The 14,369-nt window shown below is 41.8% G+C and carries 11 protein-coding genes; 9 read left to right on the forward strand and 2 right to left on the reverse strand.

Annotated elements, in window-relative coordinates; all coding sequences use genetic code 11:
* Positions 1 to 12 precede the first annotated feature (12 nt).
* Complete coding sequence (locus EVU92_RS19875; protein WP_130052878.1) at positions 13 to 2,634, reverse strand: hypothetical protein; 2,622 nt, start codon at positions 2,632 to 2,634, stop codon at positions 13 to 15.
* On the reverse strand, positions 2,634 to 3,245 hold the full coding sequence (locus tag EVU92_RS19880) for a hypothetical protein (RefSeq protein ID WP_205987952.1): 612 nt from the start codon (positions 3,243 to 3,245) through the stop codon (positions 2,634 to 2,636). Before EVU92_RS19880 ends, EVU92_RS19875 begins: the two co-directional genes overlap by 1 nt.
* Positions 3,246 to 4,011: 766 nt before the next feature.
* On the opposite strand from EVU92_RS19880, the gene ndk reads away from it, so the two are divergent.
* From ndk to der, 9 genes are all read left to right on the forward strand, one after another.
* The gene (gene ndk / locus EVU92_RS19885) at positions 4,012 to 4,443 is read left to right on the forward strand and encodes a nucleoside-diphosphate kinase (RefSeq protein WP_036972405.1); all 432 of its coding nucleotides are present in this window, start codon (positions 4,012 to 4,014) and stop codon (positions 4,441 to 4,443) included.
* A 171-nt stretch (positions 4,444 to 4,614) separates the two neighbouring features.
* Positions 4,615 to 5,745 (forward strand): bifunctional tRNA (adenosine(37)-C2)-methyltransferase TrmG/ribosomal RNA large subunit methyltransferase RlmN, encoded by a 1,131-nt coding sequence (locus EVU92_RS19890; protein ID WP_130052879.1) that lies wholly within the window; start codon positions 4,615 to 4,617, stop codon positions 5,743 to 5,745.
* A gap of 113 nt (positions 5,746 to 5,858) precedes the next feature.
* A complete protein-coding gene (gene pilW, locus EVU92_RS19895; RefSeq protein WP_130052880.1) occupies positions 5,859 to 7,589 on the forward strand; it encodes a type IV pilus biogenesis/stability protein PilW in 1,731 nt (576 codons plus the stop codon).
* On the forward strand, positions 7,586 to 8,425 hold the full coding sequence (locus EVU92_RS19900; protein ID WP_130052881.1) for a RodZ domain-containing protein: 840 nt from the start codon (positions 7,586 to 7,588) through the stop codon (positions 8,423 to 8,425). Before pilW ends, EVU92_RS19900 begins: the two co-directional genes overlap by 4 nt.
* 5 nt (positions 8,426 to 8,430) lie before the next feature.
* Entirely contained in the window at positions 8,431 to 9,549 is a 1,119-nt protein-coding gene (gene ispG / locus EVU92_RS19905; RefSeq protein WP_130052882.1) for a flavodoxin-dependent (E)-4-hydroxy-3-methylbut-2-enyl-diphosphate synthase, read from the forward strand.
* A 132-nt stretch (positions 9,550 to 9,681) separates the two neighbouring features.
* Positions 9,682 to 10,956, forward strand: coding sequence for a histidine--tRNA ligase (gene hisS / locus EVU92_RS19910; protein ID WP_130052883.1), 1,275 nt, complete (start codon positions 9,682 to 9,684; stop codon positions 10,954 to 10,956).
* Between the two features lie 24 nt (positions 10,957 to 10,980).
* On the forward strand, positions 10,981 to 11,601 hold the full coding sequence (locus EVU92_RS19915; RefSeq protein ID WP_130052884.1) for a tetratricopeptide repeat protein: 621 nt from the start codon (positions 10,981 to 10,983) through the stop codon (positions 11,599 to 11,601).
* A gap of 9 nt (positions 11,602 to 11,610) precedes the next feature.
* Positions 11,611 to 12,789 (forward strand): outer membrane protein assembly factor BamB, encoded by a 1,179-nt coding sequence (gene bamB, locus EVU92_RS19920; RefSeq protein ID WP_130052885.1) that lies wholly within the window; start codon positions 11,611 to 11,613, stop codon positions 12,787 to 12,789.
* Between the two features lie 75 nt (positions 12,790 to 12,864).
* A complete protein-coding gene (der, locus tag EVU92_RS19925) occupies positions 12,865 to 14,334 on the forward strand; it encodes a ribosome biogenesis GTPase Der (RefSeq protein ID WP_130052886.1) in 1,470 nt (489 codons plus the stop codon).
* Positions 14,335 to 14,369 lie beyond the last annotated feature (35 nt).

Consider the following 14,369-nt stretch of genomic DNA (forward strand, 5'->3'; position numbering starts at 1 on the left):
CACGACAAAGTATTAGTCATCTAAATGCGCGCAGCGACCAAACTCAGCACCAAGTTTAACAGCTTCAACTACTTGCTTAGGGAAGCTAAGCTCACGGTCGCGCCCGTTATCACATACGAAGGCTTTATTAGCATCAACTTCTATTGACAATGTTAGTCCTGCTACACCGGCCATAATCTCAGAGCCGTTCGCACTTAAGCCAAACATGTTATCAGTTAAGATACCTTTTGCCTCGCTTACACCTTGTTTCCCAAAGAATTCCTCTGTTGACATCCAACCGATACCTTCAAGGTAAATAGCGCCAACAAAACCGCCCGCTAATCCACTACCAGCGCGGCCAGTAATTACTGACAAGTCGTCGTTTGCATCAAGTACAATGATTGAAGGTAAGCCAAAGCCTAATTCAACTAATTCTTCATGGCTGTAGCCTAAGTCACAATAGTTTGTCCAAAAACTTACCGCAGGAATGTTGTCACACCAACGTAAACTACCAATTTTCTGCGTTGTATTAGATACGGTATCCCATAGTTTAACGCCAGCAGAGCGACGGTTTTCGATAGCACCAAAGGCAACATAACGACCATTTTCAGAGATAACTGAATTGTCGATTGCACCAAACTCAGTATAGGTATCTACAAACTCACCATTAACCCAAGCAATTTGAGTAAAACCATTTGTTGAGCCTGTAATTGTTTCCCCATTACCCGAAATACGATCAGCACGGGCCCATGCTGTGCGACGGATCTCTGTATCACCATCCACTAAAGCGATTTCTTTACCAGAATTATAGGAGCGATCAACCATTTTAGTACCTGGTAATAAGTTCGCTTTGCCTGTTTTAACATCCCATACGGTTGGAATTCCTACAGATCTAGCGCCTTCACCTTCTGCACAGCGGTTCGTACCATCATATGGGAAACGTGTATTACCAACGACAAGTTTACCTGCATCATCCATATCCCAGATGCTATGCGAGCTATCACCTTGTTGACTCGATAATGTGCAGCTATTACCAGTTAAATCTTCAAGCATTGATACATGGCCAGAGTTAATATCCCATACTCCACCTTGCATAATACCGTTATCATTAAAGTGTGCTGTAATAGCTGCTTTAGTGGCAGTTTTATTCATAGCAGTGTTTGTAGAGCTTAATAAGGCGTAACCATCAGGGCTTACTAGAGTATCAAACGATTTAGTCGCACTGTCATATAAAAATGGAATACCTGATGATGTAGTTCCTAGTGCCTTTTTACCATTTTTAGCGTGATCCACCACAAACGCTGAAACCAATGGCGTATACTGAATACCATCTTGATAACCGTTAAAGAACATCTCAACTTGTTTAGTTTCACCTGCAGAAACAACAATTTCAGTTAGGGCACACGCATTGTCGATACTTGGATTAGCACTTTCATCTTCATTCCAATACTCTGCTTCTGACAGAATATTTGTTTGCTGAGTTGGGTAACCCCCAGCATTAATCTCTTGAGTGTAAAGTGCATAACGCGCACCTGGCGTTAAGCCATTAATAGTGAATGAGCCATCTGGGCCAATTCGACCTTGAGTCATATTACCAGACTGTTGAGTGATCACATCTTCATAAGGGTTATCAAGGTTTCGAGCTATCAAGTTAATACCTGAATACTCAACGCCTTCTTTTGTAAAAAGCTTTCCTCGAATACTACCAAACTTTGATTTGTATTCCTCTGTAGGATAAAGGTCAGAAATATTAACAATATCGTCTTTTACATTAATTGTGTGCTGATTAGAGCCTGCGCTTGAACGAACATTAATAAATGGGAACATTGTTTCAATAGCAGAAAAATCAAGCATACTTGAGCTGGTAAATTCAGTAACTCCAGTACAACCAGGTACACCATCGTATTGTGGGCTATAGCTTGCCGACATATAAACTAAGTGACCGTTAGCCTGCGAGTGAGACATATTGATCGCATGACCAAACTCATGGGTAAATACCCCACCAACTTGCGTGCCATCAGTATCATTAATATCTACATACCAACCGTTCATTAAAGCTGTCGCTTCAATAATCTCACCAGTTTCCTCATCTGCCCACTCAGGGAATGCAATACCCAATACTGAGTCGCGGGACACACCAAAATAGTTTTCTAAAATGCCGCCATCAGTGTCGTAATTGACCCAAAACCCATAACCGTTCTCAACACCATAAATTTGGTCTACATTTTCAGCGGTTACATCCGCAATGCCTGTTTTCTCAAAAATAGTACCTTGCACTGACATCTCAAAAGTCGATGTCTCTACATCCGACCACTCTTTCACAGCATTTGCTGTTACCGCATTAGCTTGTTCAATTGTTAAAAATGTATAATCACGTTCAAGCTCTGTATTAGCAGGGATTATTGTGCCATCAGGTAAAGTAACATCAATGTTAAATACAGTGCCTTTTTCAAGTACCGTGAAGGTTTCAACATCGTTACCATCTTTATCTTTGATAAGTTGACCGCCATCAGTCCATACTGGAATACTGCCTTTTGAGGTGTCCCATTTGTATGGCTGCATTGTCGGTTCATGAATATAAAGTGGACCGCCTGCTAAAACACCCGTTGAAACAGTTGCAAGGACTAAAGCTGCTGAGATTTTAGAAAATTTCATTATTGTTGTACTCCAGAAAATTTACCCACTAAATCCATGAAAACACCTACATCAACCGCACCAGGTGTGGTTAAAAGGTTTTGTTGTTCAGTTGACAACTTACTGGTGTCCACCCCTTCAAAAACACCATGATTAGCAAAACGATTTTCTACCTTTCCATTTCGCACCACAAACTTACCTTGAGCGAGACCTACTGTAGTTTGAAAACCTGTGATTGAGGCTGGTTTATACATAAAAGCAATCACTTGTTCACCTTCACGCCATTTAGAAAAGCCTTCTGGTGTTGCACCTAAATACACTTTGCCATTGCCCATTGAGCGAGGCTTAATCAAACCAAACTGGCGAAATGTGTAAGTAGAGTTGCCTTTTAACTTGCCTTTGGCATCTGAAGACACCTTAATAGTTACTTCAGTATATGGACGATTGTTATCAAAACCATCTGTTACACTTACCACCTGACCAGCAATAATACTTTGTGACTCAGCTGTCATTTCTTGCAAATTTTGTTGTTTTAATTTCATTGCATTCGCTGCTGGCGAAAGTGTCATCATCGTGCCTAAAGCAAAGGCTGAAGCACATGACAGCTTGGTAAACGCGCTGCGTAATTTCATTGTTATCTCCTTCAATTATTCGAATTGTTATCTCAGAATCGGACTTTGCAAATGACAAAGTAGCAATCCATTGCTAATTTATGACTGAATAAAAGTTGGAATTCACGTAAAACCATGTAGCGTTTTGTACACTAAAATTAACATTTAGGTTACAGCATTATGTGAACTTTTCTTTTGAGGCTAGCTATAAGCGAACGAGAAAAATATAATAAGAGATTAATTTATAAGGAAAATTAAAACTTCACATGATATTGCAATATCAAGTGAAATTAACTTAACTGAACCCAAGATTAACAACTTGGCATCATTTGTTAATCACTTGTTCGTAAAAATAAAATTAAGTTCAACTTAAAATAATAAGGCTTTTAAATTACTTAAAAAGCATTTCATTACTTAGTCAAAACTTTGAAGATGAAGATATTAATAGGGCCTTGCGATTCAGCGCAGACATTTAGCATACATATCTTAAACATGACTATTGCTCTGATAAAAGATTGCAAAAAATCAAAAGCCATCGCCAACTTAGCTTGCGAGATGCGAGAAAAGGTTAGAGTATCAAATGCCAAATATGCAGAATTGCTGAAATATCAGTAGGTTTTTGCTCAATTATTGAGTCACTGTTTGACTTTGTATAGAGGTAATTTGATCATTCATGAAAATGCCATTAAATGACTATTTAATAAAATTAGGAATTTTCATGTAAAGCGCGTATAATTCGCGCCCGTTAATATTTAACCTTTAAATTTAAAATTATTGGAGCATAAAGATGGCTTTAGAGCGTACTTTTTCAATCGTAAAACCTGATGCAGTTGCAAAAAACCACATCGGTGCTATCTACAACCGTTTCGAAACGGCTGGTCTTAAAATCGTTGCAGCTAAAATGGTTCACCTTTCAAAAGAAAAAGCTGAAGGTTTCTACGCTGAGCACAGCGAGCGTCCTTTCTTCGGTGCTTTAGTTGAGTTCATGACATCTGGTCCAGTAATGGTTACTGTTCTTGAAGGTGAGAACGCAGTACTTAAAAACCGTGAAATCATGGGTGCTACTAACCCTGCTGAAGCACTAGCTGGTACTTTACGTGCTGACTACGCAGACAGCATCGACGAAAATGCTGTTCACGGTTCTGACGCTGTTGAATCAGCTGCACGTGAAATCGCATACTTCTTCGCTGACGAAGAAATCTGCCCACGTACTCGTTAATTTCGAGTTCACAGCTAAGTCTGTGATGCAGAAGAAAAAGGGCTTTCGAGCCCTTTTTTAGTCATTAGCTAAGCCTATTGTAAATCTGTTTAGCTAATGACTAAGTCGATTAAATAATATACAATCGCGCACCCAAACTACTTTACCACCGTCACTGATTGAGGTTGTTTCATGACCACTGAAAAAAAGATTAATTTATTAGATTTAAACCGAGATGCAATGCGAGAGCTTTTTGTATCATTCGGTGAAAAGCCATTCCGTGGTGATCAGGTGATGAAATGGATTTATCATTTTGGTGTAGACAATTTTGACGACATGACGAACGTCAACAAAAAGCTTAAAGAAAAGCTAAAAGCGGAATGTGAAATTGTTGCTCCTGAGATCTCAGTTAGACAAGAAGCAAGCGATGGCACTATCAAATACGCCCTCATGCTGCAAGGTGGCCAAGAAGTAGAAGCTGTTTGGATCCCAGAAAAAGACCGTGCAACTTTATGTGTATCTTCTCAAGTAGGTTGTGCACTTGAATGTACCTTCTGCTCAACAGCACAACAAGGCTTTAACCGTAACTTATCTGTGTCTGAGATCATCGGTCAGGTTTGGCGTGTTGCAAAAGACATTGGTTTAAACGGCGACAGCACTAAACGCCCAGTTACTAACGTGGTAATGATGGGTATGGGTGAGCCTCTGCTTAATCTTAAAAATGTAGTGCCAGCGATGGAACTAATGATGGATGATTGGGGTTTTGGCTTATCAAAGCGTCGCGTGACATTGAGTACATCAGGTGTGGTACCTGCTCTTGATTTATTAAAAGAGAAAATCGACGTAGCACTCGCTATTTCATTACATGCGCCAAACAATGAGCTGCGTGACGTACTTGTACCTATTAATAAAAAGTACCCAATCGAAGAGTTTTTAGCGGCGTGTCGTCGTTATATTGATGGCTCTAAAGCAAACAAAGATGTGACTATCGAATACGTTATGTTGCAAGGTGTTAACGACAGCACAGATCAAGCTCATGAATTGGTTAAAACTTTGAAAGGGACACCTTCAAAAGTAAACCTGATCCCGTTTAACCCATTCCCGGGTAACGAATATGGCCGTTCTAGCAATAGCCGTATCGACCGCTTCTCTAAAGTATTACAAGCAGCGGGTATTACCTGTATTGTTCGTCGTACGCGAGGTGATGATATTGATGCTGCTTGTGGTCAATTAGTGGGTGATGTTGTCGACCGTACTAAGCGTTTAGCGAAAAAGAAAATGCGCGAAGATAACGCAATTGCGGTAAATATTCATCAAGCATAAACAGAATATTTAAAGATAAGCCTTTGTGATAAACACGTTATTTTAAAATAATAGATGCAACACAAAGGCTTTTCGGTAAGATAGGCATACGGAATCAAAGAAGAGATTAGGTAATGCGTTCTATACTTGCCATTACTGTTAGTGCATTCGCATTAACAGGGTGTGTTACAGAAAACAGCTACGACGGAAGCGACAGACCCGTTGTAGAAAAAAAGATTAATAATACCGGTGCTGCTCGTACTCGTATCGCTCTTGCGTTACAGTACTTAAAAACGGGCAACAACTCGCAAGCAAAATATAATCTAGAACGTGCCGCAGACTTTGCACCTGACCTTCCTGAAGTTCACTACTCTTTAGCCTATTACTATCAACAAGTTGATGAGCCAGATCTAGCAGATAAAGCCTATCAACGCGCCTTAAAAATCGCCCCAAATGATCCAAACACCTTAAATAACTATGGTGTCTTTTTATGTGGCATTGGCAAATACGACCGTGCAGCAGAAGAACTTCTTAAGGCGATCGCAGTTCCTAGCTATATCCGTGTAGCTGAAAGTTACGAAAACTTAGCCTTATGTGCGATTGAATTTGATGACTTTGAAAATGCAGAAAAATACCTAAAATCAGCGCTAAACCACAGCTCGCAGCGCCCTTCTTCAATGATTAGCCTAGCCGGTTTATATTACGCTAAAAGCGACCTTCATAAAGCTGAAGAGGTGATTGAAAAATACGAATCAACTGGTCGAGTTACCCCTCGTGCACTCATGCTCAGCTACCTTATTCAGCAACGTATGGGCCATATTGAAAAAGCCGAAACAACCGCAGCAATCATTTTACAAACCTACCCAGGTTCAGTAGAAGCAAAGGCCATTTCTTCTGGGCAAACTAAACGTTCTGAATTTGAAATACTACGTGAAAAATATCGTCAAACGCTGTTAGAAGAGCTTAAAATTTCTAGCGACAGCAGCATCGTCAGTAAAGATCAGCCAAAAATTCGCATAGTGAAAAGAAAAGCTCCTGATAATCAAACCCTTGTTGCTGAGGCGTCAGTGGCTGCTGCTGAGCAAGAGTCACAACTCGTAGCCAGAAGCAATGAACAGGTAGCAGCTGAGGTAAACTCAGACAGCGAAGAAAAGCCATCAACCAAAGCATTAGCCTCAACACAACCGCTCAATACAACGCCAAAGACGCTCACTGAACAAACTGACGAAGGCTTCCAAACAGTTACCTCTCGTAAAGTTAAACAATCCCCTGTTAATGCAAAGCAACAAAAACAAACAACAGCGCAAAGTAGTGATGAAGTGACCATCGTGTCATTTGGTGCGCCGCAAACGCCTAACGCTCAACAAACGCCAGCAAGCACACCAAGCACTAATAAAAATGCTGGTACTGTGGTGTTTTATGAGGCAGAAAAAGACGCAAACGTATTTAGTGGCAGTCAATATAGCAGTTCTTCAGCAGATAACACTGACTTTAGCGTGACGGATCAGCCGCTTAATTTACCAATGCTAAACGCAAATGTACCGGCGCTGAATATCCCGTATCATATTATTGAAAATGGTGAAAACCTGTTTAGTATTTCGGTGCGATACAATGTTAAACTACAGAAGATTTTGCAGTGGAATGGCTTAAAAGAATCAGACCGAGTCCAAAACGGTACTCGCATTTTTCTAAACAATCCGAATATTTATCACAATATCAGTGATGGCGACACACTTTATAGCATAGCCACACAGCATAGCGTATTAATCGATCAGTTAATGCGCTGGAACAAATTGAGCCCAGATGTAGCCCTAAAACCTGGGCATAGACTCTTATTGGTAGATCCAGACTCATACGCATTATGAATGAAGAAAACAATTTAGAACAACCGCAAGAAACGCTCGGCCAAGCACTAAAAAAGCGCCGCGAAGACACAGGCATGAGCCTTGAGCAACTTGCTGGAGCATTAAAGTTATCAGTTTTACAGTTACAACGATTAGAGAATGACGAGCATGAACTACTAGGCCCTGCAACTTTTGTGAAAGGCTATATCAAAAGTTATTGTCGTGAGCTTAAAATCGATAGCCAAGCGATGCTCGAATTATTACCAGAGCACGTTGAACCTGCAAAGAAATCTAAAATGCAGAGCTTTTCTCGCCGTACTGAAAAAGAAGCTAATGACAGCCGCTTAATGCTGTTTAGCTACTTTATCTTAGCGGTGATCATTGGCTCATCTGTGTTTTGGTGGTGGCAAAATAGCAACCAGAATATCGAGAAGCCGGTAACGACGGTGATGCCAAACCAGCTTGAAAGCAGTGATATTTCACCTGACTTAGCTGTAGCAGCGCCTGCTGAAGAAACAATCATTCAGCCTGAAGCAGATGTGCCTACAACCAGCAACGAAACACAAAGCCAAGTTGCTGCTCAGCCACAAACTGAAAAGGCTGATCCTGAGCACAGTGAAGTCGTGATGCACTTCAATGAAGATAGCTGGGTAGAAATTCATGATGGCAACGGCGATCGCATCGCTTTTGGCGTTAAAAAAGCAGGTTACATCATGAAAGTAACCGGCCCCCAACCATTTAATGTTGTATTAGGCAAACATCAAGTGGTTGATATTACGTTTCAAGGCGAAACCATCGATACCTCACATTTTGCCAAAAATCGCTTAGCTAAATTTACTTTACCGTTAACAGAGTAACCGCAATGTTTTCAGAATCTCCTATTAAACGAAGAAAATCGACCCGTATTAACGTAGGTAATGTGCCAATTGGTGATGGTGCCCCCATTGCCGTTCAATCGATGACGAACACTAATACTTTAGACATAGATGCTACAGTTGCACAAATTCAAGCTATTCAAGATGCTGGTGCTGACATTGTGCGTGTTTCAGTGCCGACTATGGAAGCAGCTGAAGCATTTAAAAGCATTAAAGAACAAGTCACTATTCCGCTGGTAACTGATATTCACTTTGACTACCGTATTGCGTTAAAAGTAGCTCAATACGGGGCTGATTGCTTACGCATTAACCCTGGTAATATTGGTAGCGAAGAACGTATTCGTGCCGTTGTAGACTCAGCAAGAGAGCACAACATTCCTATTCGTATTGGTGTTAATGGTGGTTCATTAGAGCGAGATTTACAGGAAAAATATGGTGAGCCAACACCTGAGGCACTCCTTGAATCAGCTATGCGCCACGTTGAGATCTTACAACGTTTAGACTTTGATCAATTTAAAGTATCTGTTAAAGCGTCAGATGTATTTTTAGCAGTAGGTGCATATCGATTACTTGCGAAAGAAATCGACCAGCCACTGCATTTAGGTATTACCGAAGCAGGTGGTATGCGCTCAGGTTCTGTCAAATCAGCTGTTGGCTTAGGTATGCTACTTGCCGAAGGCATTGGTGATACGTTACGTGTGTCACTTGCTGCTGACCCAGTACAAGAGATTAAAGTCGGCTTTGATATTTTAAAATCATTACGCATTCGCTCACGCGGTATTAACTTTATTGCATGTCCCAGTTGCTCACGCCAAGAGTTCGATGTCGTTAGCATCATGAACCAATTAGAAGAGCGCCTAGAAGACGTGGTTGAACCTATGTCAGTGTCTGTTATTGGGTGTGTAGTAAATGGCCCTGGCGAAGCTCTTGTCAGCGATATCGGCCTTGCTGGTGCAAATCGCCGCTCTGGCTTATATATCAACGGTGAACGTCAAAAAGCACGTATTGATAACGATAATATAGTCGAACAACTCGAAGGCTATGTACGTGACTTTATCGCTAAGAAAGAGAAAGAAACGCCAATCGACATCAAAATCGTTGAATAATTCGAATTATAGTCGGTAAACCCTCGGGTTTGCCGTTTACCTTTACCGCTTAGACGTTATAATAGCGGGTCAATTTTTAGTTTTTCTTGATGCGTGTTTTTTCAACGCAAGTACAGTATTTAGGATTTATCAGTGGCAAAACAAATTCAGGCAGTTCGTGGTATGAACGATTGTCTGCCAGGCGATACGCAAATTTGGCAGAAAGTAGAAGACATTTTACGTGAAACAGTTTCATCGTTTGGTTATCAAGAAATTCGTTTTCCAATTGTTGAATCTACCGACCTTTTCAAACGCTCTATCGGTGAAGTAACTGATATTGTAGAAAAAGAAATGTACACCTTTGCAGACCGAAATGGCGATAACTTAACGCTTCGCCCTGAAGGTACTGCGGTATGTGTTCGTGCTGGTAATCAAAACGGTTTACTGTATAACCAAGAACAACGTTTATGGTATATGGGTCCAATGTTCCGTCACGAGCGCCCGCAAAAAGGCCGTTACCGTCAATTCCACCAATTTGGCTTAGAAACATTCGGCATTGCCACTGCTGATATTGATGCAGAAGTAATTTTGCTGACAGCCCAATTATGGAAAGAGTTTGGTATCAGCGAACACGTTCGTCTTGAACTTAACTCTCTGGGCTCAAATGAAGCCCGTGCTGATTACCGAGATGCGCTTGTTGCTTACTTAGAGCAACATGTTGATGTACTCGACGAGGACTCTAAGCGTCGTATGCATTCAAACCCTTTACGTGTTTTAGATAGCAAAAACCCTGATGTACAAGCCATTTTAACTGATGCACCAAAATTATCTGAACACTTAGATGCTGAATCAAAAGAACATTTTGAAAATTTATGTGAACGTTTAGACGCTGCGGGCGTCGAATACACGGTAAATGAAAAGCTTGTACGTGGTCTTGACTATTACAACCGTACCGTTTTTGAGTGGGTAACCGATAGCCTTGGCGCCCAAGGAACCGTTTGTGCCGGTGGTCGATACGATGGTCTAGTTGAACAACTAGGCGGTAAAGCAACACCTGCGGTTGGTTTTGCAATGGGCCTTGAACGTTTAGTGTTATTACTTCAAGCACTCGAATGTGTAGGTGACATCCGCCGTAGTGCTGATGTATATTTGGCAGCCATGGGCGATAAAGCCAGTATTCAAGCGCCAATTATTGCCGCTCAATTACGTAAAGATGTTGCAGGTTTACGTGTAATGGTTCACGCAGGCGGCGGCAACTTTAAAAAACAATTAAAACGCGCAGATAAAAGCGATGCTCTCGTAGCTGTTATTATCGGCGAAGATGAATTAGAACAAGGCGTTGTGACTATTAAGTATTTACGTGAGCGTAAAGAACAAGTCACCTTAAAACTAGAAGAAGCGAAAACGCTACTAGCTGAACTTATTTAAGCTCAGCTAGCAACAGAGGTAAGCATGGAAATTTATTCAACAGAAGAACAACAAGAAGAAGCGATCAAACGCTTTTTCCGTGAAAATGGTTTAGCACTTGCAATTGGTATTGTTGCAGGTTTAGGTGGTTTATATGGTTGGAAAGCTTATAACCAAAACCAAATCACCACAGCTGAGAAAGCATCTGACTCTTTCACACAACTTGTTGAGAGCGGTACCGTGCTAGAAAAAGCGGATACGTTTATTAAAAACAACAGCGAGTCAAGCTACAGCACGCTAACAGCATTTGTAGCGGCGAAAGAAGCGGTTGATAAAAATGACCTTGATGCTGCAAGCGAAAAGCTTAACTGGATCATCACCAACGAGCAAAACCCTGAACTAAAAGCAACGGCTACAACTCGCCTTGCTCGTGTTCACCTTGCTCAAAAGCAATATGATCAAGCACTAACAACGCTAAATGCACAGCTTCCAGCATCATTTTCTGCTGCAGTTGCTGAACTAAAAGGCGATGTTTATGCTGCACAGGGCGACAAAGACCAAGCACGTAGCCAATACCAAGCTGCTGCTGATAATGGCGGCCTTGAAAACAATCCGTTATTACAAATTAAACTTGATGACTTAGCACAAACTAGCCCAGCGGCGTAAGGGGTTAAGATGAAGAAGTTAACAGCGGCAACACTTGCTCTGTGTATCGCAACCCTTACTGGGTGTTCGTCAAGTGATGACGAAGATGAGCTGGTACTGCCTGAAATTGTTAATCAATTTGAGACAGAAGTGGTTTGGCAAGAATCAATTGGTGATGGTGTTCAGCATTATTTCTCGCGCTTAACGCCGGCTATTCATAACGATGTTGTGTATGTAGCAAACCGCGAAGGTGAAGTTGAAGCCCTATCGCTTGAAAATGGCGATACGCTCTGGGAAACCGATGTGCGTGAAAACCCTACCTTCTGGCCTTGGGAAACCACAGAAAGTGCCAAGTTATCGGGTGGTATTTTACAAGCTTACGGCAAAATTTTTGTTGGTTCTGAGCATGGCTATTTAACCGCGCTTGACCGTGAAACAGGTGAAGTAGTTTGGCGTAAAACAATGCCTGGCGAAGTACTTGCAAAACCTGCTGCCGGCGACGGCCTAATTTTTGTAAATTTAGGCTCAGGTAAATTATTAGCTGTACACCCAGATACCGGTGAAGAGCGCTGGAGCTTTGAACAAGAAGTACCACCACTAACTTTACGTGGTCAAAGCTCGCCTACAGTAGCAAATGGTGGTGTATTACTAGGTCTTGAAACTGGTAAACTAAGCGTATTAATTTCTGAAAATGGTTACTCTGCTTGGAGTGCTGAAATTGCTTCTCCAAAAGGTGCGTCTGAGTTTGAACGTTTAGTTGATGTAGATACACAAGCATTGATTAGCGGCCCGTATGCTTATGCAATCGCCTATAATGGTAATTTAGCGGCCGTAGATATTCGTTCTGGTAATGTTGTTTGGAAACGTGAATACAGCAGCTACCGTGACTTATCTATGGATGGTCAATCTATCTATGTTGTTGATAGCGATGGAGTTATTTACGGCCTAGATAAAACATCAGGTATTGAGCGTTGGAGCCAACCAGCTCTACGCGGCTGGTACTTAACAGGCCCTACCGTGGCTGGTAAGTATTTAGCATTGGGTGACCAAGAAGGTAACCTACACTGGTTAGACAAAGAAACGGGCGAGCTTGTATCGCGCGAAGATTTTGACAGCTCAGGTTTCTTCATTGAGCCAGTTGTTGCCGGTGACAAATTGATTTTATACACCCGAGATGGTGAAGTTAGCGCGGTTAAAATTCCAAACTAACTTACTAATAGTAAACGTTATTTTTCTAAGGCTTCGCTTGGCGAAGCCTTTTGTTGTTTTTTTAAGAGGTAGTTTATGCTTCCCGTGATCGCTCTTGTTGGGCGACCCAATGTGGGCAAATCCACATTATTTAACCGTTTAACACGTACTCGTGACGCCCTCGTAGCCGACTTCCCTGGCTTAACACGAGATAGAAAATATGGCCAAGCTGATTACGATGGCTATGAATTTATCGTGGTAGACACGGGTGGTATTGACGGTTCTGAGCAAGGTATCGAAACCGAAATGGCTGAACAATCGCTTCTGGCAATTGAAGAAGCGGATATCGTGCTATTTCTAGTTGATGCCCGTGCAGGTATGACTGCCGCAGACCAAGCAATTGCTAATCACCTACGTAAACAACAGAAGAAATGTTTTGTTGTGGCAAACAAAGTGGATGGCATTGATGCTGACTCATACTGTGCTGAGTTCTACCAGCTAAGCTTAGGTGACGTGCATCACATTGCTGCGGCTCACGGCCGTGGTATCACGCAACTACTCGAAACGACCTTACAGCCAGTTATTGCTGAACTTGCAGGCGAAAGTGAAGAGCTTGAAGAAAGTGATGACGAACTCGTTGATCTTTACAGCGAAGATGAAGACGCTGAAGACAATCAACAAGCCTTTGCCGACAAGCCAGTAAAACTTGCAATTATCGGCCGCCCTAACGTTGGTAAGTCAACACTTACCAACCGTATCTTAGGTGAAGAACGTGTAATCGTTTACGATATGCCGGGTACAACTCGTGACTCTATCTATATTCCGATGACACGTAATGACAAAGAATACATTCTTATTGATACCGCGGGTGTTCGTAAGCGAAAGAAAGTAAGCGATGTTGTAGAAAAGTTCTCTGTGATCAAAACCCTTAAAGCGATTGAAGACGCTAACGTTGTATTACTAGTGGTTGATGCTCGCGAAGGTATTTCTGATCAAGACTTAAGCTTATTAGGTTTCGCCTTAAACGCAGGACGTTCATTGGTTGTTGCTGTTAACAAATGGGATGGCCTTGATGATTACGTTAAAGAACGTATTAAGTCAGAGCTTGACCGCCGTTTAGGTTTTATCGATTTCGCACGTTTACACTTTATCTCTGCTTTACATGGCACAGGTGTAGGTCACTTATTTGAGTCAGTAGATGAAGCGTACGAGTCAGCAACTAAGCGTATTAGCACCGCGATGCTGCGTCGTATCATGGATATGGCACAAGCCGATCACCAACCGCCACTTGTTCGCGGTCGTCGTGTGAAACTTAAATATGCCCACGCAGGTGGCTATAACCCACCACGTATCGTGATCCACGGTAACCAAGTTCATGACTTACCAGATAGTTACAAACGCTACCTAATGAACTATTACCGTAAAGCATTAGGTATTATGGGCACGCCAATCAAAATTGAATTTAGAGAAGGCGACAACCCATACGCGGGCCGCACCAACAAAGTGACCTTATCGCAAAAACGTAAGATTCGTGCATTTGCGAAAGAAAACCGCAACAAGTCGTAGCTACTACAGCTAAGCTTTAAGTATTAAAAAAACCT

Source organism: Pseudoalteromonas sp. MEBiC 03485, from assembly GCF_004195145.1.
GTDB classification, from domain to species: Bacteria; Pseudomonadota; Gammaproteobacteria; order Enterobacterales; family Alteromonadaceae; genus Pseudoalteromonas; species Pseudoalteromonas apostichopi.